Genomic DNA, 21,911 nt, shown 5'->3' with positions numbered 1-21,911 from the left:
TCAGGAGCGCGGATCGGAGATCCCGTGAGGGCCGCCGAGGAGCACCACGTCCGAGAGGACGAGGGAGTCGTCGATCGAGCGCAACGGGTAGGCCGGACGACCATCCTCCAGGGCGGCTTCCAGAGTCAGCGCGCTGAGCGTCACACCGGAGGTGAGGACCGTGACCGTGGCCCAGTCCTGTGCGGGCTTGTCGTAGCTGAGCACCACATCGGCGGGATCCCCGCTCGCACCCCGGATCACGAGCCCCTCGAGGCGTGGCCAGATGGTCACGACCTCCCGGTACACACCGGGATGGACGATGACCTCGACCGGATGCGGGGAGCGGGACGCGGCTCCGACGGCGGCGTGGACCGAGCGGACATCCCCGCTGCCGTCCTGCGAGACGTGGATCTGTCGGGCCGTCCACTCGCCTCGGGCGTGCGGGCCCGCATGGCGGGCCAGCAGGGAGCGGACGTCCTCGACCGGGTCGAGATCGTAGGAGTAGTGATCCGCCGGATCGACGTCGACCCCCGTGTCCTCCCACGACCCCCACGTCCCGTCGCGCAGATTGCCGTTCTGCGCGACCCGCGACTCGGGATCACTGACCCCGATGGGATTGCGCACCGACGCGAAGACGCTGTGCTCGACGAGCAGCTGTGCGGCCCCTCGGGAGGCCATGCCGTAGGAGCTCGATCCGTCGAGCAGGCAGTTGTAGACGTGGCACAGGGCGGTGTTGTCGATGCTGCCGTTGCGCTGGTGGGTGTTGGAGAACCAGAGGTGGTGCAGGGTCAGCGTGGTGAGGACGTTGTCGGTCCAGCCGACTCCGAGGGTCTTGTTGTGATCCCGCAGGATGCTCCAGGAGACCGTCACGTGGGTGGAGTCCTTGCGGATGTCGACCTGGCCGTCGCCGAGGCGGACGAACTCGCAGTGGTCGATCCAGACGTGGTCCGAGGTGTCCACGCGGATGCCGTCGTTGTCGTTCTCCTCGGACTTGCCGTCCCAGTCCCCTCCGATGAACGAGTCCCGGAACGTGATGTTGCGGAGCACGACGTCGCTCACCTGGAGGAGGCGCAGGCCCCCGCCGACGATCTCAGCACCCCGACCGACGCCGAGGACGCTGGTCCTCGACCCGACTTCCAGCATCGACCCGAAGGGCAGGACGATCGTGCCGTGGACGAGCACGACCGTCGGGCCGTCGAGGGCCAGCGCCGCGGAGAGCTCCTCGGCGTCCCTCACCTCGACCACAGTCCCGCCGAGCCCGCCGACCGCTCCCAGCGGGAGGTCCTCGGTGCGGACTCCTGCGAATCCGGTCGCGAGGGCGGACCAGACGGGCCCTCCTGCCGACGTCGGCCCCGGGGGCACACGCATGCGCCGCAGGAGGTCGATCGCTCCGGCGTCGGAGTGCTCGGGCCCGGCGGCCGGCCGCGCCGTGGCGAGAGGCGGGGCGGCCCCGACTGCGGCGACGGAGCCGATCGCGGCCGTGCCGATCCGAGCAAGGTGACGGCGGGAGATGGACTCCGGCGGGCGGGGAGGGATGTTCATGACCAGGGCGTCCACTCGTCGTCACCGCTGAGGTAGTTCTCGCGGGTGTGCTCGGCTGCCTCGTCCGCGGTGAGCTGGGGGCGGCCTTCGTCGCCGACGGCGGCACCCGGGCCCTCGTTGGCGTGCTCGCGCAGGAAGTCCTCCTGCCAGGGCCATCCGCCCATGTCCGACCAGCCGGGGGTCCGGATGTGCGAACCGAGGTGGGAGTGCCTGATGACCGCCGACGGGGCGACGTCCGGGTTGCTGCTGGGATGCCACGGGCGCCCCAGGAACACCGATCCCTCGGCGGCGTCCGAGGTGAAGGTGCACCCGGTGAACAGGAACCCCCGGACCCCCGAGTCGGTGCTCGGAGCGCAGACGTACCCGTTGTTGTCCGGGCTCCCCCGGTCGAAGGATCGGATCTCGCAGTTCTCGAGCACGAGGGTCGCCCTGCCGTAGATGAAGTCGACATCGCCCTCCAGGAAGGAGTCGCTCACGTACACGCGGGAGACGACGCCCTTGCCGGGGGACTCGGCCAGGAAGGTGTCCTGGTTGCCGATCAGGCGGACCCCGTCCAGCACGATCCTGTCCCCCACGGTGCGCAGCGCCTGGGCCTGGCTGCCGCCATGCGCCTCCTCGTCGTAGGCGTTCTCGATCGTCAGATCCCGGAGGGTGACGTCGTCGGCGAGGACGGCGAGGGTCGCCGCGCCCGTGCCGCCGAACACTCCGCCGTAGAACTTCTCCGTCCCGGCGGCGAGGTCGTAGGTCAGGACCACATCAGTGGCCGCACCGGTCTCCCCGCGCAGGACGAGCCCCGCCGGCATGCCGGGCTGGATACGGACGATCTCGCGGTAGATGCCCGGGGCCACGACGATCTCCACCGGATGCGGCGAGCGCCACGCGGCGCCGACGGCCGCGCCGATGCTCGCCACGTCCCCGGATCCGTCGAGCGCGACCCGGATCCGTCGGCCCACCTGCTCGGTCCGGGCGTGAGGCCCGGCGTTCCCCGTGACGATCCGCGCGACGTCGTCGATCGGCTCCGCCGTGTAGTCGTAGTGCTCGGAGGGTTCGAAGGTGGGGCCGGTGTGGTCCTTCCGCCCGCGGATCCCGGTGAAGCGGTTCCCGCGCGAGTCGATCCTCGAGGCGGGGTCCTTGGCGACGAGCGCGTCCTCGCCGTTCTCGTAGAGGCACGCCTCGACGACCAGCTGCGAGGCCCCTCGCGACATCGTCCCGTACTGTCCCTGCCCCTGGAAGACGCAGCTGTACAGGTGACCTGCGGCGACGTTGTCGATACTGGCGTTTCGCTGGTACGTGTTCGAGGACCAGTTGTGGTGCAGGGTGATCCGGGTGAGGACGTCCTCGGTCCATCCGACGCCGACCGTCTTGTTGTGGTCGCGGAAGATGCACCAGGAGAGCGTGACGTCGGTGGCGTTCTTCCGAACGTCCACGAGCCCGTCGCCCAGCCGGGCGAACTCGCAGTGATCGATCCACACGTGGTGCGAGGTGTCGACGCGGACGCCGTCGTTGTCGTTGTCCTCGCTCTTGCCGTCCCAGTCCCCCGGGACGTACGAGTCGCGGAAGGTGAGGTTGCGGATCACCACGTTCGCGACGCGGTCGAGATGGAATCCGCCGCCGACGATCTCCGCCCCGCGGCCCGCCCCGAGGATGCTGGTATCGCTCGAGACCTTCAGGTTCGTGCCGAAGGGTTCGACGACGATCGACCCCTCGACGAGGACCACCGTCGGCCCCTCCTGGAGCACGGCGTCGGCGAGAGCCTCCCCGTCGTGGACGACGACGATCGTGCCGCCCTGGCCGCCGATGGCTCCGTGAGGAGCTTGCTCGGTCCGCACTCCGGCGAACCCCGTCGGGGTCGGCGACCAGATGGGGCCGTCGGCCGTGGTTCGGCCGGAGGGGACGTGCATCCTGCGCAGGAGCTCGCCTCCTCCTGCGTCCTCCGGAGGAGCCGCCGCGGCGGGACCGGTGGAGACGAGGGCCGCGGCGGATGCGAGGCCGAGGGTGGCGGTGAACCGGCGGCGTGACACGAAAGGCATGATCTTCCTCGATCTGTTCGGTGCGGATGCTGCGGAGCTCAGCCCTTGACGGAGCCGATCATGGCGCCCTTGACGAAGAAGCGCTGGACGAAGGGGTAGATCGCGAGCATCGGCAGGGTGGCCACGGCGATCACGGCCATCTTCACCGACTGCGCGGGCGGGACCACGTCCACGGCGGTGGCATCCGCGTTCATGCCGCTGGAGACGATGACGACCTGGCGCAGCAGCACCTGGATGGGCCACTTCGAGGAGTCGTTGATGTAGAGCACCGCGTGCATGTAGGTGTTCCAGTAGGTGACGGCGTAGAAGAGGCCGATGGTCGCGATCGAGGCGAGGGACAGCGGCAGCACCACCCGGGCGAACACGCCCAGCTCCGAGCATCCGTCGATGCGGGCGGCCTCCTCGAGGCTCGCGGGGATGCCCTGGAAGAAGTTGCGCATGATGACGAGGTTGAACGCGTTGATCGCGACCGGGAGGATCAGCGACCACAGCGAGTCCACCAGCCCCAGCTTCGTGACCAGGATGAAGCTCGGGATCATGCCCCCGCTGAAGAGCATCGTGAAGATGACCAGGAAGTTGATGTAGCGACGTCCGGGCAGCTGGGGCTTCGAGAGGGCGTACGCCATCATCGAGGTGAGCACGAGGCTCACGAAGGTGCCCACCACCGTCACGAACACCGACACCCCCATGGCGCGGAAGATCGTCGGCGTGGAGAGGATGTACTGGTAGGCGGCCGTGGACCACTCCCGCGGGATGAGGACGAAGTTCCGCGTGGCGAGCTCCCCGGGGGTCGCGAAGGAGCTGCCGATGATGTGGATGAAGGGGATCAGGCACATCAGCGCGAAGCCGGTGAGGATGATCCCGTTGAACACCGCGAAGACCTTCTGACCGGTGGGGCGGGGGCGCCCCTTGCGGCGGGGCCGGGGCTCGGCGGGCCCGCTCGCGAGCGCGGGAGGGATCGTCGTGGACGGGGTCGAGAGGGTCATCCGTGGCTCCGCTCGGGGGTGGGACGCAGGGCGAACAGCCCTGCGGGCAGGAAGTACAGGAAGGCGAGGGGGAACAGGACCAGCTGGCTGCCCAGGAGGCACACGAGCCCCGCGGCGAAGAGCCACCAGCCGGCGGTGCGACGGTGGGGACGGCTGCGGGCGAGCGCGAAGCCCGCCGCGCTCAGCAGCAGCATCAGCACCAGGGAGGCCCCGAACCAGGCCGCGAGGGTGCGGGCCATCTCGTGGGCCTGGTCCACGGCGAGGTCTCCGCCGCCCAGCAGCGCGGGCATCACGACCTCCTCGAAGGTGGCCATGTCGATCTGGTTCATCACCAGGGTGAAACCGCCCATGGTGAGGATCGAGAGCACGACGGCGACGGCGAGGAGGGTCATCTCCGCCGTGCGTCGCATGCGCGTCGGGGCGATGGGCCGGGTCATGACGCTCATCTCCCCGCCTCCTCGACGGAGATCCGCTCGCACTGCTCGAGGAGGAGGGCCTCCCCGTGAGCACCCTGGACGCGCACCCCGGACAGCCGTGCGTCGTGCACGAAGCCGAGCCGCATGCCCTCGCCCGCGACGGGCCCCACCCCGTCGGCCATCTCAGGGGTCCCGGGGACGGGATCCTCCGCGAAGGTCACCGTGACGTCGTGCAGGGAGACATCGTGCAGCGGCGCCTCGGGGAGGCCGTAGAGGTGCGCGGCGCTCGCGCGCACGCCGGTGGCGGTGATGTGCGCGAGGTGGAGGCCACGGATCTGCGGGGTGCCCTCGTCGACCTCCCGCGCGCTGCGGTCCCCGATGAGGGGCAGCTTCCCCTCCGGGCCGCAGTGGTAGAAGGAGTTGACGGTGAACGGGCTCAGAACGTCCTCCATGACGACGGTGCTCACGCGCACGTTCTCGATGAGTCCGCCGCGCCCGCGGCGGGTCTTGACGCGGATCCCGCGGTCGGTGCCCCGGAAGACGCACGCGCTGATCACGACATTGCGCACCCCGCCGGCCATCTCGCTGCCGAGGACCACGCCACCGTGGCCGTGCACCATCGTGCAGTTCGTGATGGTGATGTTCTCGCAGGCCACGCGCTCGGGTGTGCGCTCGGTGCCCGCCTTGAGCGCGATGCAGTCATCGCCCACATCGATGTGGCAGTCGCTGATGCGCACGTTCCGGCAGGACTCGGGGTCGATGCCGTCCGTGTTCGGGGAGTCGGCGGGGTTCTGGATCCGCAGCCCGGAGATGCTCACGTCCTCGCACAGCGCGGGATGCACCGTCCACGCCGGGGAGTTCTGCAGCACCACGTCGCGCAGCACCACACGACGGCACTCGTGGAGGCCGATGAGGGTGGGCCGGGCCAGCTCGCGCTCCTCGCGGTGCTCCCACCAGAAGGCGCCGCCGCCGTCGATGGTGCCGAGCCCCGTGATCGCCACATCCGACTCCCCGTGGGCGAAGAGGCACGGCGAGTGCACGGTCCCGGCCACGCCCTCCCAGCGCGCCTCGACGGGAGGGTAGAGAGCAGGATCGGGGACGAATTGCAGGCGGGACCCGGCCTCGAGGTGGAGCTCGACGCCGGAGCGCAGGCGCAGCGCCCCGGTGCGGTGCACGCCGGGGCCGACGACGACCCGCCCGCCGCCGCGCGCGGCGGCGGCGTCGATGTCGTGCTGGAGGCGCGCGGTGGCGAGGTCGTCGTGCACCGTCCCGGGGACGGCCGACGGACCGGGGATCTGGTCGACGACGGAGTTCACAGGGCCTCGTACGCCTCGGTGTACTCCGCGATGATGTCGTCCATGCCCTGGCCGCGCACGGTCTCGATGGTCGCCTCGTAGTCCGCCATCGTGGCCTGGCCCATGATCACCTTGGAGTAGGTGTCGCTGAGCGCCTGCTCGATCGTGGCCCAGGACCTGTCGTAGGTCGGGGAGGTCAGCTGCTGGGCGATGTTGGTGACGACGAACTCCTCGTTCTCCTTCATCATCTGGTTGGCGAGGTTGACGTAGTCGTCGGTCGACTTGTAGATCTCCACGACGTAGTTGGGGCGGGAGCCGTTGTAGGGCTGGACCTCCTGCTCCCACAGCGCCTGGTCGGTGATCTCCAGGGCGCCGTCCTCGGTGAAGTCGAAGTGGGTGCCCTCGACGCCGTTGGACATGAGCTGGTAGTTCGGCTCGTCGCACAGCGCGTTCATGAGCTCGAGGCCGCGGCGCACGTCGGCCTCCTCCGTGAGGCTCTTGGTGGAGAAGGCGAACAGAGCGCCCATGCCGCCGTTGGTGTCCGAGAGGATCCGGCGCGGCACGTCCTCATGGGTGATGTCGTTGATGAGGGTCCACTGCACCTCCGTCTCCGCGTTGATCTCGTTCGCGAGCGCCACGTAGTTCTTCGCCTCGAACAGACCCGTCACCACGAGGCCGCCCTTGTCCTGGGCGATCGCCTGCTGCTGGTTCTGCTTCTGGGTGGTGATGAACTCCTTGTTGATCCCCCCGGCCTCATAGATGCCGCGGTACCACTCCATCGCCTCCTTGAAGGCCTCGGTCGTGGCGGCCGGGACGATCTTCCCCGAGGAGTCCAGCTCGAACCGATCCCCCGCACCGAAGTACCCCGTCAGCGACCGGAAGCCCACGCCGAAGCTCTCCTCGCGGTCGATGAAGCCGGTGGTCGCGGCACCGGTGCCGGTGGGGTCACCCTCGGCGAAGGCCTTCGCGACCGCCTCGAGCTCTGCAGTCGTGTGCGGCACCTCCAGACCCAGACGATCCAGCCAGTCCTGACGCACCAGCACCCCGTAGCGGGCCGACTCCTTGACCATCGGGACGCCGTACAGCGTGCCGTCGATGCGGCCGGCGTCGATGGTCGTGGGGTTGATCGCGGCAAGGTTCGGATAGTCGGCCAGCAGGTCCTCGACCTCCCAGAACAGTCCCGAGCCCAGGGCCTGACGCACCGAGGAGGTGTTCCAGGAGCCATGGGTGGTGATGTCGGCGACCTCGCCGGAGGCGAGGACCGCGTTGATCTTCTCGCCCCAGGACTCGGCCGGGACCCACTGGAGCTCGACATCGATGCCGGTGTTCTCGGCGAGGGCCTTCTCGATCGTGCCCCCGGCCGCCGGGGTGGTGGGGGTGTGCAGGACCGACATCCAGGTCAGCGGCGAGGAGGCGCCGCCGGAGCCTCCGCCGGTGCCGGAGGAGCCGCACGCTGCGAGGCCCGTGGCGCCGGCCGCGGCGAGGGGCAGGGAGGTCAGGAGTGTTCTGCGCTGAATCATCCTGGGATTCCTTTCGAAGGGGCCGTCGTCGGCCGGGAGGGGAGGGTGGGAGGCGCCGGCCTCAGCTCACGGCGTCGTGAGCCTCGGTGTACTCGGCGGTGATGTCGTCCAGGCCCTGGCCGCGCAGGGACTCGATGGTCGCCTCGTAGTCCGCCATCGAGGACTGGCCCATGATGAAGGTGTTGTAGGCGTCGTTCAGAGCGGTCTCGATCGTCGTCCACTGGGAGTCGTAGGTCGGCGAGGACAGGGACTGGGCCGGGTTCACGATCGCGAACTCGTCGTTCTCCGCCATCAGCTCATTGGCGAGATTGACGTAGTCGTCGGTGGACTTGTACAGGACCACCTGGTCAGAGGGTCGCGAGCTCGAGTAGGGCTGGACCTCCTGCTCCCAGCGGGTCTGATCGGTGATGGTCACCGCCCCGTCGGCATCGATCTCGAAGTGCGTTCCCTCGACGCCGTTGGTCATGAGCTCGAAGGCCTTCTCGTCCAGGAGCTTGTCGATGAGCCCGAGGGCGCGCTTGGCGTCCTCCTCGCTCTTCAGCGTCTGGGTGTTCAGGGCCATCAGCCCGCCCATGCCGCCGGAGGTGTCCGAGAGGATCCGGCGCGGCACGTCCTCATGGGTGATGTCGTTGATGAGGGTCCACTGGACCTCGGTCTCCGCGTTGATCTCGTTCGCCAGCGCCACGTAGTTCTTCGCCTCGAACAGGCCCGTCACCACCAGACCGCCCTTGTCCTGGGCGATCGCCTGCTGCTGGTTCTGCTTCTGGGTGGTGATGAACTCCTTGTTGATCCCCCCGGCCTCGTAGATCCCGCGGTACCACTCCATCGCCTCCTTGAAGGCCTCGGTCGTGGCGGCCGGGACAATCTTCCCCGAGGAGTCCAGCTCGAACCGATCCCCCGCACCGAAGTACCCGCTCAGGGAGCGGAAGCCCACGACGAAGCTCTCCTCGCGGTCGATGAACCCGGTCGTCGCAGCGCCGGTGCCGGTGGGGTCTCCCTCCGCGAAGGCCTTCGCGACCTCCTCGAGCTCGGCGGTCGTGTGCGGCACCTCCAGGCCCAGACGATCCAGCCAGTCCTGACGCACCAGCACGCCGTAGCGGGCCATCGGCTTCTGGAACGGGATGCCGTAGAGCGCCCCGTCCAGCCGTGCCGCGTCGATGATGGCGGGATTGATCGCCGAGAGGTTCGGGAAGTCCGCGAGCAGCGGCTCGACGTCCCAGAACAGCCCGGAGGCCAGCGGTTCGCGGACCGCGGCCATGCCCTGGTTCAGGGTGTTGATGTCGGCGAGCGAGCCCGAGGCGAGCGCGGCGGTGATCTTCTCCTCCTTCGAGGCGTCCGGCACCCACTGGAACTCGAACTCGACGCCCGCATGCTCCTGGAGCCCCGTCATCACCGGACCGGCGGCGTCGGGCGTGGTGGGCGTGTGCAGCATCGACATCCAGGTCAGGGACCCGTCGGAGCCGCCGGACCCGCCGGAGCCGCTGTTCCCGCCGCAGGCGGAGAGGGCGAGCCCACCCGCCGCCGCGACGGGGAGGGCCTTGAGGAGACTTCTGCGCTGGATCATGCGGGAACACCTTTCGTCAGGGGTGCGGGCGCGTCGGTGCGCACCGCTTCAGGGTCTCGGGGGAGATCCCGCCAGGCCGAGCGCAGGATCAGGGCCACCAGGAGGGCCGGCAGCACGGCCCCCAGGAGGAGGAGCAGGGGCATCGCGAGGCGGAACATCGCGAGGTAGGCGAGGGTGATGCCGGTGGCGCCGAGCACGCTCCAGTGCAGCGAGCCGACGCCCAGCAGCAGCGCGGTGACGATCTGTCGCCTCGCGCCGACCACCTCCGTCGCCGCCATCACGAAGAACACGTAGGCGCCGATGAGCACGAGCGCGGCGAGCGCCACGAGGTTCGCGACCCGCAGGTACCAGTCGGTCAGGCTCAGGAGGTTCACCAGGATGACGCTCCCCGCCCCGAGCAGCACCCACCCCATGAGCACGGGGCGGAAGCCCTGCTCCCGCGCCCGGTGGAAGAAGGTCGCCGCCGTCGGCGGCCCTTCGCCGCGGCGGATCCATCCGTCGAGGCAGGCGGCGAGCGCATAGCTCGCCGGGCCGAGGCCCATGACCACCAGGCCCGCCAGGGTCACGACGACCCACAGCAGGTTCAGGAGGATGAGGCGCCAGAAGGCTGCGAGCCAGTGGTTCAGCGTCGCGAAGGATTCGAAGGAGAAGAGCATGACCGACCTCCTGAGCGGCGGGGCCGCTCAGTACACGCCTTCTTCGCCGAACTTCTTGGCGAGCGAGTTGGCGACCATCACGAGGATCAGCCCCACGAGGCCCTTGAACAGGCCCACGGCCGTGGCGAAGCTCAGCTGGCCGTTCTGGATGCCGGCGGTGTACACGAAGGTGTCGAAGATTTCTCCGACCTCGCGGTTCAGCGAGTTCAGCAGCAGGAACATGTGCTCGAAGCCCAGCTCGAGGAAGTCGCCGATCGAGAGGATGAACAGCACGATGATCGTGGCGCGGATGGCGGGGAGCGTGATGTGCCAGGTCTGCCGCCAGCGGTTGGCGCCGTCGATCTCCGACGCCTCGTAGAGGTTCATGTCGACCGCCGTGAGCGCGGCGAGATACACGATGGTCCCCCAGCCGGCGGTGCGCCAGATGTGCTGGAACACGTACATGGGCCGCAGCCACTCGGGGTCGGTGAGGAACCCGATGGGCTGGAAGCCCAGCTGCTGGATGACGTTGTTGATGGCGCCGCCGTCGATCGTGAGCATCACGTAGAAGATCGAGACCACGATCACCCAGGACATGAAGTGCGGGATGTAGATGATCGTCTGCACGCTGCGCTGGAACCACTTGGAGCGCAGCTCGTTGAGCAGCAGCGCCAGGATGATCGGCACCGGGAACGAGATCACCATGAGCAGCACCGAGAGGATCAGGGTGTTGCGCAGCAGCATCACGAAGGTGTCCTGGGTGAACAGCCGCACGAAGTGCTCGAACCCGACCCACGGGCTGTTCAGGATCCCGAGGAAGGGCTTGTAGTCCTGGAACGAGATGACCAGCCCGCCCATGGGCACGTACTTGAAGACCAGGAAGTAGAGGATGCCGGGGATCGCCATCAGGTAGAGGGTCCGGTATCTCCACAGCTGTGCGCCGAGGCTCCGACGCCGCGGGACGAGGGGCGCGGACCCCGCGGGCCTCGCAGGCTCCTCGAGCCGGGGCGCGGTCACACGGGTGTCGATCACGGGGTCAGCCACCATTGGCCATCCTTGCTCTGCGTCGAGGGGAAACCGATCTACGGGAAACCGGTTCCCGGTGAGGCCCCAGTGTGGAGGGAGGATTTCGATCCTGTCAACGACTTCGGGGGGATCCGCGAGGGGTCGAGGGGTGTTGCCAGGTGTGATGGTTGGCATGTGCGCAGGTGGCAGGGCTGTCACGATTCGGTCTCGCTCGCCGGAGGCGGCGGGCCGACCTCCTGCAGGCCGGCTCGGCAGCGCCCTGGTACTGTCTGGACGCACCACCGAGAAACCGGTTCCTCTCGTTTCTCGGATCCTGCCTCGTCCCCTGGAGGAGACCTCCGTGCACCACCGCTCGAACCCCGTCCTCGACGCGGACTGGCCCGACCCCGACGTGCTCCGCGTCGGCGACGAGTTCTGGATGATCGCCTCGAGCTTCAACCGCGCTCCCGGCCTGCCGGTGCTGCGCTCCTCGAACCTCGTGGACTGGGAGCACGTCACCAATGCGCTGCCCGCCCTGGTGCCCGCGGAGCACTACGCGCTCCCGCGGCGGGGAAGCGGCGTCTGGGCGCCGTCCTTCCGGGAGCACGAGGACACCTTCTACATCGTCTATCCCGACCCCGACCACGGGATCCACGTGCTCGAGGCCCCGCACCCCTCCGGTCCGTGGAGCGCGCCGCGGCTGCTGCTGGCAGGCCGCGGCCTGATCGATCCGTGCCCGCTGTGGGACGAGGACGGCCGGACCTATCTGGTCCACGGCTGGGCCCGCTCCCGGGCCCGGGTCAAGAACCGGCTCTCGCTGCTCGAGGTCACCCCCGACCTCACCGCTCCCCTGTCCACCTCGCAGGTCATCATCGACGGAGCGGACCTCCCCGGCATGCTCACGCTCGAGGGACCCAAGGCCTATCGGCACGACGGCTGGTACTGGATCTACGCGCCGGCCGGCGGGGTGGCCGACGGCTACCAGGTGGTCTTCCGGTCCCGTGACCTGCGCGGACCCTACGAGCACCGGATCGTGCTCGAACAGGACTCCACCCCTGTGAACGGCCCCCACCAGGGCGCCCTCGTCGACGACGGCAACGGCGGATGGTGGTTCGTGCACTTCCAGGACCGGGGCGTGTTCGGCCGGGTCACCCACACCCAGCCGGTGCGCTTCGACGCCGACGGCTGGCCGCACCTGGGCGAGAGCATCGACGAGGTCCGGGGTCGGCCGGTCGTCGTCGTCCCTCTGCTCGGAGACGACCTGTCGGGCGAGCCGTACCGCGAGCCCGTGCGCTCCGACGACTTCGGATCCGCCGAGCTGCACCCGCGCTGGCACTGGCAGGCCAACCCGCAGGCCGGGTGGTGGCGCACCGGCGAGGGCCGCCTGGACCTCGCGTTCGCCCCCAGCCCGCGCGGGGATCTGCGGGACCAGGGCGCGATCCTCTGCCAGCAGATGCCCGGCCGGCCCTCGTCCTGGGAGGTGGAGCTGCATCTGCCCGCCGCGACGACCGAGGCCGGGACCGGCGCCGAGCGCGCGGGAGCGGTCGTGCTGGGGTACTCCTACGCCTGGGCCGGCCTGCGGCGCGACGCCGACGGCATCGCGCTGGTGCACGGCACCATGGCGGCCGACGGGGCCGATGAGGAGGTCGCCGTGCACAGCCTGCTCACCCGAGGGTCGTCGGAGGCGGCCGCCGTGCGCCTTCAGGTCACGATCGACGCCGCAGGACGGGTGACGTTCGCCGCGACGATCCCCGGCGTGGGACGCGACGAGGAGCAGGCCGTGCTGCTGTCAGACTGGCAGGCGACCGAGGGCCACTGGATCGGGGCCGAGATCGGTCTGTTCGCCTCCATCGACTCGCCGGTGGAGCATGATCTCTCCGAGCGCCGGGCCGAGTTCGGGCCGGTGGCCGTACGACGAGAAGGGCGGGAGGCCTGATGGCTCGAAGCAGCGGGGGACCGACCATCACCCAGGTCGCCGAGGCGGCGGGGGTCTCGCGCGCCACCGTGTCCCGGGTGCTCAACGGTCGCACCAGCGTCGACCCCTCGATCGGGGCGCGCGTGCGGGAGGCCGCCGACAGGCTGCAGTACCGACCGAACCTCACCGCGCGCTACCTCTCCACCGGGCGCACCTACACGATCGCCCTGGTCATCCCTGATCTCGGCAACCCCATGTTCCAGGCGATCCTGCGCGGCATCTCCCGGACCGCGGAGGCCGACGGCTACAGCGTGCTCGTCGCCGAGGCGCCCTCCCCGGAGCGCGAGGCGGCGACCGCCCGCGACGCCCGACGGCGCTGCGACGCGGTCGTCCTGGTCGCGCCGCGCATGGACGACGTCACGCTCGAGGAGCTGGTCGAGCAGATCTCCCCCGTCGTGCTCGTGAACCGACGCTCGGCGCACCCGCGCATCGCCTCGGTGGGGATCGACTACACCGCCGGCATGCGCCAGCTGGTGCAGCACCTGGAGGACCTCGGCCATCGCGACCTGCTGTACGTCGCCGGACCTCCGCGGAGCGCCGCGAACCGGGAGCGGCTCCGGGCGCTGAACGCGCTGACCGACGCGAACCCGGCCATGTCGCTGCGCACGATCCAGGGCGGATCCATGATGTCCGACGGCTTCCAGGTGGCCGAGCAGGTGCTCGACTCCGGAGCCACGGCGGCCCTCGCCTTCAACGACCTCTCGGCGTTCGGCCTGCTCGCGCGTCTGAACGAGCTCGGTGTCGCCGTGCCCGGCGATCTCTCGGTGACGGGCTTCGACGGCATCGCGCTGACGCGGTACGCGGTGCCGAGCCTGACCACCGTCGCCCAGGAGGAGCTCGACGCCGGGGCCGCGGCCTGGGCGCTCCTCGCCCCTCACATCGAGGGCACGCGGTCCGACGGGGCGGACGGTTCCACGGCTCCCGGTCACGTCCTCCTCGAGCCGCAGATCCTGGTGGGCGACAGCACCGGGAGGGTCCCGCCCTCCCGCGTCCCCTCCCGGCCCTCCGGCCCGTCGGCCGCTGCCACCACCGGCATCGACCGCACGGACAAGCCCCTGGGCTGGGTGCGCGAGGGCCGGGACTGGACGCTGCTGCACGGAGGGACCCTGCTCACGGTGGCGACGAGCGGCGCCTCCATGGCCCCGGTGCACAGCCCCCGACCGCATCTGCACCCCGTCCGCTCGCTCGGCGGGCACGCGATGACCGTGACCAACCCGGTGGACCATCGCCACCACTTCGGCCTCTCGCTCGCCCTCTCCGACGTCAACGGCACCACCTACTGGGGCGGCCGCACCTACGTCGAGGGGCAGGGGCCCACGCTGCTGTCCAACCAGGGACGCCAGGAGTCCCTCTCGGAGGAGCTCGCGGAGAACGGCCGCGACCTGCATGCCGAGGTGCGCTGGCGGACGCACGACGGGACCGAGCTGCTGCTCGAGCACCGCCGCATCGGCGCCTTCCTGCTGCCCGACCATCGCGGCTGGGGGCTGACCTGGGCGAGCCGCCTCGAAGCGGACCGCGGGGACCTCCACCTCACCAGTCCCGCCACCCGGGGTCGTCACGGCGCCGGGTACGGCGGCCTCTTCTGGCGCCTCCCGAGCGCGGACGAGACGCGGATCCTGGTGCGGGAGGGCCGGGGCGAGTCCGTCGCCCATGGCTCCACCAGCGACTTCATCGTCATCAGCCGCCGCCACGGCACGGACTGGACGAGCCTGCTGATGGTCCAGGACGAGCAGGCCCAGGGCCGGATCGATCCGTGGTTCGTGCGCCTCATGGACTACGTCGGCGTCGGCACCAGCCTGGCCTGGTCGGAGCCACGGGACATCCCCGCCTCGCAGTCGCTCGACGTCCGGGTGCGCGCCGCCGTGCTCGACCAGCTGGTGGAGGCCGACGAGGTGGACGCCCTCCTCGCCGAGATGCCCGCATGAGCGCGCGGGAGCGCTTCCCGCGCGTGATCCTCGCCGGCGACTCCACCGTCGCCCCGTACGTCGCGACCGCCTACCCGATGTCCGGATGGGGCGCCCATCTCGGTGCGGCGCTGTCCGCCCGCTGCGCAGGCGGGGACGCGACCCCGCTGCACGTCGTCGACCTCGCCAAGAACGGCGCGACCACCCAGTCCCACCGCGAGGACGGGCTGTGGGCGGCGGTGCTCGACGCCGTGGCCGCCGGGGACCTGGTGCTGCTCCAGTTCGGGCACAACGACCAGAAGCACGAGCATCTCTCGGCGTGGTCCGGGTACACCGAGAACCTGGCGCGGATGATCCAGGAGGTGCGGGACCGGGGCGCCCACCCGGTGCTGTGCACCCCGGTGGCTCGGCGGCACTACGCGGACGGGAGGCTGCTGCGCACCCACGGCGAGCACCCGGCGGCGGTGTTCGCCCTGGCCGAGACCTTCGACGTGCCGCTGCTGGACCTCCAGTCGCGCACCCGAGACCTCATCGAGGGTCTCGGCGAGGAGCCCTCCCGGAGCCTGTTCACCCAGCTGCCCGCCGGGAGCAGCCTCCTCTACCCGGACGGGGTCGAGGACAACACGCACTACTCGGTCGACGGCGCCATCGCCGTGGCGGAGATCGTGGCCGAGCTGCTGGCCCCGCTCGTCCGGTCGACGCGCGGGGCGCAGCCCTCCGTCAGCGCGCGCTGACGGCGCGGTCCAGACGGGCCGCGATGTCGGTGAGGACCTCGTCGACCGGCTTGTCCGCGAGCTCCTTCATGAACGGCTCCACCAGGACCGGCCCGGTGTAGCCCGCCGCGTGCACCGCGCCGAGGAAGCCCTCGAGGTCGATGACGCCCGTGTCGAAGGGCAGGCGGCGGTCGAGGTCCTGCTGCTCGTCGCGCTCGCGATCGGCGCGGGCGTCGTTGATGTCCACCGAGACGATGTCCGCATCGGTGAGGCCCTCGAGGTCCGCCGCGCTCTCGCCGGCGGTGTACCAGTGGTAGCTGTCCAGGATCAGGCCCACGTTGCTCGCACCGGTCTCCGCGATGAGCTCGCGGGTCTCGCGCAGCGAGTGGATGAAGGGGAAGCGCTCGGTGGACCAGAAGGTCTTGGGGCCGATGTACTCCAGGCCCAGCCGCATCCCCGCGTCGGCGAGGATCTCCGCGACCAGGGCGAGTCGGCCCAGGTGGAGGCGCCAGTTCTGGCGGTGGTCGAGCTCGTCGTGCATCGGGCGCAGCCAGGTGCCCACGCGCCCGATGCCGGCGCCGTTCAGCAGGGCGAGGGCGCCGGGGAGCTCGACGAGCTGCGCGCGGAACTCCTCGGCGGGGGCGTCGAGGCCGATCGGCAGCCCCGCCATGCCCCATTCGAGACCGCACTCGCGCACGGCGGCACCGTGCTCGGCGACCGCGGCGGCGGAGTCCAGGGAGCGGAGGTGGCCGAGATCGGGAGAGACGCCGCCGTAGCCGTGCTCGGCAGCCTTGTCGATCGCAGCGGGATGGTCGAGGGAGAGGCCGAGTGCGCCGGCCGAGAGATTCGTGAACATCCCGAAAGCCTATCCGGACACCGCATTCCCAGGGTGATTCGGGGCACACGGTCCGCTCCGTGGGACGGCGGCTCGAGCGCCCCGGTCACGCCCCTGGCGGAGTCCAGCGGGGGTCGCGGCCGAGGAACGCGAACAGCCGCTCCTGCTCGGTGGCGTCGGCCGGGACCGGCTGCTGCTGCCCGAACTGGCCGGTGGGGCGCAGGTGCTCCTCGGCCGCACTCATCCCCGTGTAGGCGTCGTGGACCATGCCGGGGTCGAGGCGGTCGTCCTGACCGGAGGAGCGCGCGAGATCCCAGGTGTGGAAGAAGACGTCGCCCGTGAAGAACTGGTCGATCACCTCGGGCACCGGCCGGTCGGACCCCGTGTGGGGGTTGGAGTGCAGGTGTCGGCCCGACTCCGGGTCGGCGAAGAGGGCACGGAGCTGGCCGTCGAGATGAGCCCAGGCGCCGACGGGGTCCTCGTCGGCCGTCGGCCCCTCCGCGAAGCGGACGTCCGATCCGCCCTGGATCATCTCCGGCAGCCACGTGACCAGGTGTCCCACCACGTCCCGGGCGCACCACTCGGCGACCGGCGTCGGCGCGTCCCAGTCGGTGACGCCGGCGACGGCCGCCGTGAACCCGGCGGCGATCTCGCGGTACTTCTCCGCGGGAGGCAGCTGGGTCAGGGAGCCGCTCATCAGGAGGCTCCGGGAGCGGTGCCGGAGGCCAGGAGCGCATCGAGCGCGGCGTAGCCCTCGTTGATCCCGACCTCCATGCCGCTGCCGAGCATCTGACCGCGACCTTCGAAGGAGTCGAAGAGCGACGTGCTGAGCATCCGGGTCCAGCCGTCGCCGAGATCCTCGAACCGCGTCGTCTCCAAGGAGACGCCTTCGGGCCAGCCGTCGAAGGTGAAGGTCTGGACGATGCGGCCTTCGGCGACCTCGTGGAAGCTGCCATGGAAGGAGTACTTCTCGCCGCTGTCACGGTCGATGTTGGTGAACGCCCAGGCCCCGCCGGTGCGGGCATCCCAGCGGTCGATCCGGGTGGAGAGGGACTCCGGCCCCACCCACTGCGCGTACAGCTCCGGGTCGGTGTGGGCGCGCAGCAGGCGACCCGGAGAGGTGGCGAAGTCCCGGGTGATGCGGATGAGCGGGAGTTCGGGGTCGGCCTCGATGGTGGCGGTGGTCAGATGCTCGGTGATGCTCATGGCGTGCGCTCCGTGGTGTCGGCACTGCTCGAGTCGTGCAGTATGTCGTCGAGGCGGGACATCCGCGCCTCGGCGGCGAGGCGATGGCGATCGATCCATCGCGTCAGCTCCCCCAGCACCTCGGCATCGAGGTGAACGGGGCGCCGCTGGGCGTCGCGACGGCGGGTGACGAGGCCCGCCGCGGCGAGGACCGTGATGTGCTTGCTCACGGCCTGCAGGGACATGTCATAGGGAGCGGCGAGCTCGCCGACGGTGGCGTCACCGAGGGTGAGACGCGAGACGAGGTCCCGCCGGGTGGGGTCGGAGAGGGCCGCGAAGGCCCTCGACAAGCTGTCGTCGTCCATCCCTCCCTTTCTCCACCGAGTGGTTGATGACAGGGACGCTACTCTGCGGGAGATCCTTGGTCAACCCCTTGGTTGAATTCGGCTCCGGAGCCATTCGTCGATGGAGGTCAGCACCGCATCGCGTGTTTCGAGAGGGCGGGATGCCCGACGCCTGAGAGCACCACGCCGGGTGGATCCCCGGGCAGGAGGCGACGGAGCCGCGCCGCCTGTCGGGCGGGGATCCAGGGGTCCCTCTCACCCCAGCCGACCGCGACGGGGCACCGAAGATCCCCCAGCGCCCCGACCAGGGGCCGGGGCGGAGCGCCCGTAGCCCGGCATGTCCCACCGATGGACGCGGTACCGCGCGCTGAGAGCCCGTGCGATCGGGGCTCAGACCTCTGTCGACCAGGGCGTTCCATGGCAGAGCGCGACGTCTCCGCGGGGCGGGACGCCCTCGGGCCCCCACTGGCAGGTCGCCACGTCGACGCCCGCGAGGTTCACGTGGACGAGGCCGAGGCGGAGCCGGCGCTGGGCTGAGCTCCGCGGGGCGTCGGCCGGTCGGGTACAGGCGACAGGGCGGGCAGTATGCCCATGGCTCCGCAGAGCCCGCCTGGGCGCCAGCAGCCGACCATGCCGACGCACTCACTCCCCCAGCTGCAGCTCCACGGTCGCGAAGGAGTGCGGCGGCAGGGTGATCTCCAGACGACCCTCCTGCTCGAGCTCGCGAACGTCGGCGAGCTCGGTCGGAGCCACGGCGTCGGGCTGCTCAGGGGTGTTGTGCGCGGCGGAGCTCGCGCCGGTGAGCACCGTCGCCGTGTGCCCCGTGACGGAGCGGCCGCGGAGGTCCAGCACGAGCGTGCGCTCCTCGGCGACGTCCAGGTTGGACAGCGAGACCAGCGCCGTCGACCCGGTGGTGGAGGCCGAGGCGGAGATCATCGGCAGCGCGCGGCCGTCGACCTCGGCGACCTCCTCGGGCAGCAGCACGTGGGCGGCGAGCGCACGGGCGTCCTGGTGCCCGGCGTTCATCGCGAACACGTGGTACGTGGGGGTGAGCACGAGCGCACCGGTATCGGGATCGGTGAGGATCATCGCCTGCAGCACGTTGACGGTCTGGGCGATGTTGGCCATGAGCAGGCGATCCGCGTGACGGTGGAAGCCGTCGAAGTGGATCGAGGCCACGAGCGCGTCGCGCACGGTGTTCTGCTGGTACAGGAAGCCGGGATTCGTGCCGGGCTCCACGTTCCACCAGGTGCCCCACTCGTCGAACACCAGACCCACCTTCTTGTGCGGGTCGTAGTGATCCATGACGGTCGCGTGGCGCGCCACGAGCTCCTCGGCGTGGGCGGCGCGCGAGAGGGTCAGGTACCACTCCTCGTCGGTGAACTCGGTGGCGCTGCCCTTGTCCTGCCAGGGGCCGGACATCGTGTAGTAGTGCATCGAGATGGCCTGGAAGGGCCCGGCCTGGCCCTCGCGCTTCTCGAGACCCTTCATGGCCTGCATGAGCGCCTCGGTCCAGGCGTAGTCGTGGTCGCTGGCGCCGGCGGCGATGCGGGTGACCTCGTTGCCGGCGTGGTCCCGCACATAGGTGGCGTACTGGCGGGCGAGCGCCGCGTAGTCCTCGGCGCGCATGTTGCCGCCGCAGCCCCAGGCCTCGTTGCCGATGCCGAAGAAGGGCACCTTCCACGGCTCGTCGCGCCCGTTCTCACGGCGCAGCGACGCCATCGGGGAGTCGTCCGCACGGGTGAGGTACTCGATCCACTCGCTCATCTCGGCGACGGTGCCGGAGCCGACGTTGCCGTTGACGTACGCCTCGGTGCCGAGCAGCTCGACGAGGTCCATGAACTCGTGGGTGCCGAAGGAGTTGTCCTCCACGATGTCGCCCCAGTGGGAGTTGACCATCCGGGGGCGCTGCTCGCGCGGGCCGATGCCGTCCTTCCAGTGGTAGTCGTCGGCGAAGCAGCCGCCGGGCCAGCGCAGGTTCGGGATCTGCAGGGCGCGCAGCGCCTCGACCACGTCATCGCGGATGCCGCGGGTGTTGGGGATCTCGGAGTCCTCGCCCACGTAGAAGCCCTCGTAGATGCAGCGCCCGAGGTGCTCGGCGAAATGGCCGTAGAGGTGGCGGCTGATGGTCGCGCCGGGCAGGTCGAGGTCGATGACCACGCGGGCGGGGCCGTCGGTGGGGGCGGCCGACGGGCCGGTGGAGCCGCTGGTCCGGGCGTGGGTGGGCGTCAGCGCGCCGACGAGGCCGGAGGCGAGGGTGGGTGCGGGGGCGGAGTCGGTCATGGGTTCTCCTGGAGCAGAGAGGGCTGGATACGGGTCGACGGACCCGCCGGTCGACGAGGAGCAGGCGGGTCCGTCGGTCCCTGGGCCCCGTCGGCCACGGCCGGCCGAGGGGGCAGTCGGGGTCAGGCCGAGGTGCGGGTGAGACGCACGATCGACCAGGAGATCTCGGGCAGGGAGCCGACGAGCCGGCCCCCGTCGAGACGGATGGTGTCGTTCGCCTGCGGGACCACGGTCTCCGGGGCGGACTCGGTGTTGGCGGCGTAGGGGTCCTCGTGGTGCAGGGTGAGGGCCTCGACCAGCTCGAGATCGCCGAAGGCGGAGAGGTCGGCGTCGAGGTCGAGCGCGTCCTGGTTGCCGCGGTTGACCACGAACACGGCCAGGTCGCCGGACTCCTCGTCCCAGGTGGCGACCGCGTCGGCCGCCGAGCTGGTGCCGAAGCGGGTGTTCTCGAAGGACGGCGCGTCCAGGCGCACGTCGAGCACCTCGCCGCGGGCGTGCGCGGAGGTGAGGGCGAAGGGGTGGAAGGTGGTCTGCTTCCAGCTCGCCCCGCCCGGCGCGGTCATGATCGGGGCGATCACGTTGACCAGCTGGGCGAGCGAGGCGGAGGCGACGCGGTCGCTGTGGCGCAGCAGGGAGATCAGCAGGTTGCCGAAGACCACCGCGTCCATGGCGCTGTAGGTGTCCTCGAGCAACACCGGGGCCACGGGCCAGTCGTCGCCGCTCGGCGGGCGGGACTCGGCGCGGTGCTGGTACCAGATGTTCCACTCGTCGAAGCTGATCATGATGCGCTTGTCCTTCTTGAGCTTGGCGCGCACGTGATCGGCGGTGGCGACGACGGACTCGATGAAGTGGTCCATGTCGTCGGCGGAGGCGAGGAAGGAGGCCTGGTCGCCGTCCTTCTCGGAGTAGTAGGCGTGGGCGGAGATCATGTCGACGTGGTCGTAGGCCTCGGTGAGGACCACGTTCTCCCACTCGCCGAAGGTCTCCATCGAGGAGCTCGAGGAGCCGCAGGCGATGAGCTCGAGGTCCGGGTCCTCCTGACGCATGAGGCGTGCGGCCTCGGTCGCGATCCGCGCGTACTCGTGCGCGGTCTTGTGGCCCGCCTGCCAAGGGCCGTCCATCTCGTTGCCCAGGCACCACATCCGGATGCCGTGGGGCTCCGGGCTGCCGTTCGCGGCGCGCTGGTCCGAGAGGGCGATGCCCTGCGGGGAGTTGGCGTACTGGAGCACGTCCAGCGCCTCCTCGATGCCGCGGGTGCCGAGGTTGACCGCGTACATCGGCTCGACCTCCGCCTTCTTCGCCCAGGTCATGAACTCGTCCAGGCCCACGGTGTTGGGGTCGGTGGAGTGCCAGGCGAGGTCGTGGCGGGCGGGGCGGTCCTCGACCGGACCCACGCCGTCCTCCCACTTGTAGCCGGAGACGAAGTTGCCGCCGGGGTAGCGCACGGAGCTGACGCCGAGCTCGCGGGTCAGCGCCAGGACGTCGGTGCGGAAGCCGTCCTCGTCGGCCGACGGATGGCCCGGCTCGAAGATGCCGCTGTAGACGCAGCGGCCGAGGTGTTCGACGAAGGCGCCGAAGGTGCGGCGGCGCACGGGGGCGACGCGGAAGGCGGGGTTCAGGAGGAGGGAGACCTGCGATGACATCGGTGTCTGAGTCCTTCGGGAAGGTGGGCGGCGCCGGTGCGTGCGCTGCGGTGCGAC

Annotated in this window: 18 protein-coding genes; 3 read left to right on the top strand and 15 right to left on the bottom strand. The window is 70.4% G+C overall.

What is annotated here, in order from left to right; all coding sequences use genetic code 11:
* The 9 genes from CFK41_RS01760 to CFK41_RS01720 all read right to left on the bottom strand — a co-directional run bounded on the left by CFK41_RS01760 (position 1) and on the right by CFK41_RS01720 (position 11,014).
* Positions 1-1,521 carry a pectate lyase family protein gene (locus tag CFK41_RS01760; protein WP_151904633.1) on the bottom strand — a complete coding sequence of 507 codons (1,521 nt, stop codon included), beginning with the start codon at positions 1,519-1,521 and terminating at the stop codon, positions 1-3.
* The gene (locus CFK41_RS01755; protein ID WP_096798124.1) at positions 1,518-3,551 is read right to left on the bottom strand and encodes a pectinesterase family protein; all 2,034 of its coding nucleotides are present in this window, start codon (positions 3,549-3,551) and stop codon (positions 1,518-1,520) included. Before CFK41_RS01755 ends, CFK41_RS01760 begins: the two co-directional genes overlap by 4 nt.
* A gap of 38 nt (positions 3,552-3,589) precedes the next feature.
* Positions 3,590-4,537, bottom strand: a complete 948-nt coding sequence (locus tag CFK41_RS01750; RefSeq protein ID WP_096798123.1) for a carbohydrate ABC transporter permease — start codon at positions 4,535-4,537, stop codon at positions 3,590-3,592.
* Positions 4,534-4,983, bottom strand: coding sequence for a DUF1772 domain-containing protein (locus tag CFK41_RS01745; RefSeq protein ID WP_096798122.1), 450 nt, complete (start codon positions 4,981-4,983; stop codon positions 4,534-4,536). The genes CFK41_RS01750 and CFK41_RS01745 overlap by 4 nt, the downstream gene beginning before the upstream one ends.
* A complete protein-coding gene (locus CFK41_RS01740; protein WP_227873166.1) occupies positions 4,980-6,269 on the bottom strand; it encodes a glycoside hydrolase family 28 protein in 1,290 nt (429 codons plus the stop codon). The genes CFK41_RS01745 and CFK41_RS01740 overlap by 4 nt, the downstream gene beginning before the upstream one ends.
* Complete coding sequence (locus tag CFK41_RS01735; protein WP_096798121.1) at positions 6,266-7,768, bottom strand: extracellular solute-binding protein; 1,503 nt, start codon at positions 7,766-7,768, stop codon at positions 6,266-6,268. Before CFK41_RS01735 ends, CFK41_RS01740 begins: the two co-directional genes overlap by 4 nt.
* A 61-nt stretch (positions 7,769-7,829) precedes the next feature.
* The gene (locus CFK41_RS01730; RefSeq protein ID WP_096798120.1) at positions 7,830-9,332 is read right to left on the bottom strand and encodes an extracellular solute-binding protein; all 1,503 of its coding nucleotides are present in this window, start codon (positions 9,330-9,332) and stop codon (positions 7,830-7,832) included.
* Positions 9,329-9,988 (bottom strand): YesL family protein, encoded by a 660-nt coding sequence (locus CFK41_RS01725; RefSeq protein WP_096798119.1) that lies wholly within the window; start codon positions 9,986-9,988, stop codon positions 9,329-9,331. Before CFK41_RS01725 ends, CFK41_RS01730 begins: the two co-directional genes overlap by 4 nt.
* A gap of 27 nt (positions 9,989-10,015) precedes the next feature.
* A complete protein-coding gene (locus CFK41_RS01720; protein ID WP_096798118.1) occupies positions 10,016-11,014 on the bottom strand; it encodes an ABC transporter permease in 999 nt (332 codons plus the stop codon).
* 319 nt (positions 11,015-11,333) lie between these two features.
* Here CFK41_RS01720 and CFK41_RS01715 point away from each other — a divergent pair, with 319 nt between their 5' ends.
* The 3 genes from CFK41_RS01715 to CFK41_RS01705 are packed head-to-tail and all read left to right on the top strand — an operon-like array spanning position 11,334 to position 15,585.
* Complete coding sequence (locus CFK41_RS01715) at positions 11,334-12,908, top strand: glycoside hydrolase family 43 protein (protein WP_096798117.1); 1,575 nt, start codon at positions 11,334-11,336, stop codon at positions 12,906-12,908.
* On the top strand, positions 12,908-14,872 hold the full coding sequence (locus CFK41_RS01710) for a DUF6807 family protein (RefSeq protein ID WP_096798116.1): 1,965 nt from the start codon (positions 12,908-12,910) through the stop codon (positions 14,870-14,872). Before CFK41_RS01715 ends, CFK41_RS01710 begins: the two co-directional genes overlap by 1 nt.
* Positions 14,869-15,585: a rhamnogalacturonan acetylesterase gene (locus CFK41_RS01705; protein ID WP_096798115.1), complete on the top strand. Its 717-nt coding sequence runs from the start codon at positions 14,869-14,871 to the stop codon at positions 15,583-15,585. Before CFK41_RS01710 ends, CFK41_RS01705 begins: the two co-directional genes overlap by 4 nt.
* On the opposite strand, the gene CFK41_RS01700 is transcribed toward CFK41_RS01705, so the two are convergent.
* The 6 genes from CFK41_RS01700 to arfA form a co-directional block, all read right to left on the bottom strand.
* Positions 15,572-16,420, bottom strand: coding sequence for a sugar phosphate isomerase/epimerase family protein (locus tag CFK41_RS01700; RefSeq protein WP_096798114.1), 849 nt, complete (start codon positions 16,418-16,420; stop codon positions 15,572-15,574). The genes CFK41_RS01705 and CFK41_RS01700 overlap by 14 nt on opposite strands.
* Positions 16,421-16,505: 85 nt before the next feature.
* Positions 16,506-17,096 (bottom strand): TIGR03086 family metal-binding protein, encoded by a 591-nt coding sequence (locus CFK41_RS01695; protein ID WP_096798113.1) that lies wholly within the window; start codon positions 17,094-17,096, stop codon positions 16,506-16,508.
* Positions 17,096-17,605: an SRPBCC family protein gene (locus CFK41_RS01690; RefSeq protein ID WP_096798112.1), complete on the bottom strand. Its 510-nt coding sequence runs from the start codon at positions 17,603-17,605 to the stop codon at positions 17,096-17,098. Before CFK41_RS01690 ends, CFK41_RS01695 begins: the two co-directional genes overlap by 1 nt.
* Positions 17,602-17,949 (bottom strand): ArsR/SmtB family transcription factor, encoded by a 348-nt coding sequence (locus tag CFK41_RS01685; RefSeq protein WP_096798111.1) that lies wholly within the window; start codon positions 17,947-17,949, stop codon positions 17,602-17,604. The genes CFK41_RS01690 and CFK41_RS01685 overlap by 4 nt, the downstream gene beginning before the upstream one ends.
* Positions 17,950-18,570: 621 nt before the next feature.
* Positions 18,571-20,211 (bottom strand): alpha-N-arabinofuranosidase, encoded by a 1,641-nt coding sequence (locus tag CFK41_RS01675; protein ID WP_096798110.1) that lies wholly within the window; start codon positions 20,209-20,211, stop codon positions 18,571-18,573.
* 122 nt (positions 20,212-20,333) lie between these two features.
* Positions 20,334-21,854, bottom strand: a complete 1,521-nt coding sequence (arfA, locus tag CFK41_RS01670; protein WP_096798109.1) for an arabinosylfuranosidase ArfA — start codon at positions 21,852-21,854, stop codon at positions 20,334-20,336.
* Between the last annotated feature and the right edge of the window lie 57 nt (positions 21,855-21,911).

Origin of the sequence: Brachybacterium ginsengisoli, from assembly GCF_002407065.1 — a bacterium.
Taxonomy (GTDB): Bacteria; Actinomycetota; Actinomycetes; order Actinomycetales; family Dermabacteraceae; genus Brachybacterium; species Brachybacterium ginsengisoli.
Note: the sequence above shows the minus strand (reverse complement) of the source record. Positions and strands in the feature narration are given on the sequence as shown.

Bases quoted from the DNA above. Each gene is read 5' to 3' on its own strand.
- CFK41_RS01760 (WP_151904633.1), bottom strand. From the start codon at position 1,521: ATGAACATCCCTCCCCGCCCGCCGGAGTCCATCTCCCGCCGTCACCTT.
- CFK41_RS01755 (WP_096798124.1), bottom strand. From the start codon at position 3,551: ATGCCTTTCGTGTCACGCCGCCGGTTCACCGCCACCCTCGGCCTCGCA.
- CFK41_RS01750 (WP_096798123.1), bottom strand. From the start codon at position 4,537: ATGACCCTCTCGACCCCGTCCACGACGATCCCTCCCGCGCTCGCGAGC.
- CFK41_RS01745 (WP_096798122.1), bottom strand. From the start codon at position 4,983: ATGAGCGTCATGACCCGGCCCATCGCCCCGACGCGCATGCGACGCACG.
- CFK41_RS01735 (WP_096798121.1), bottom strand. From the start codon at position 7,768: ATGATTCAGCGCAGAACACTCCTGACCTCCCTGCCCCTCGCCGCGGCC.
- CFK41_RS01730 (WP_096798120.1), bottom strand. From the start codon at position 9,332: ATGATCCAGCGCAGAAGTCTCCTCAAGGCCCTCCCCGTCGCGGCGGCG.
- CFK41_RS01725 (WP_096798119.1), bottom strand. From the start codon at position 9,988: ATGCTCTTCTCCTTCGAATCCTTCGCGACGCTGAACCACTGGCTCGCA.
- CFK41_RS01720 (WP_096798118.1), bottom strand. From the start codon at position 11,014: ATGGTGGCTGACCCCGTGATCGACACCCGTGTGACCGCGCCCCGGCTC.
- CFK41_RS01710 (WP_096798116.1), top strand. From the start codon at position 12,908: ATGGCTCGAAGCAGCGGGGGACCGACCATCACCCAGGTCGCCGAGGCG.
- CFK41_RS01705 (WP_096798115.1), top strand. From the start codon at position 14,869: ATGAGCGCGCGGGAGCGCTTCCCGCGCGTGATCCTCGCCGGCGACTCC.
- CFK41_RS01700 (WP_096798114.1), bottom strand. From the start codon at position 16,420: ATGTTCACGAATCTCTCGGCCGGCGCACTCGGCCTCTCCCTCGACCAT.
- CFK41_RS01695 (WP_096798113.1), bottom strand. From the start codon at position 17,096: ATGAGCGGCTCCCTGACCCAGCTGCCTCCCGCGGAGAAGTACCGCGAG.
- CFK41_RS01690 (WP_096798112.1), bottom strand. From the start codon at position 17,605: ATGAGCATCACCGAGCATCTGACCACCGCCACCATCGAGGCCGACCCC.
- CFK41_RS01685 (WP_096798111.1), bottom strand. From the start codon at position 17,949: ATGGACGACGACAGCTTGTCGAGGGCCTTCGCGGCCCTCTCCGACCCC.
- CFK41_RS01675 (WP_096798110.1), bottom strand. From the start codon at position 20,211: ATGACCGACTCCGCCCCCGCACCCACCCTCGCCTCCGGCCTCGTCGGC.
- arfA (WP_096798109.1), bottom strand. From the start codon at position 21,854: ATGTCATCGCAGGTCTCCCTCCTCCTGAACCCCGCCTTCCGCGTCGCC.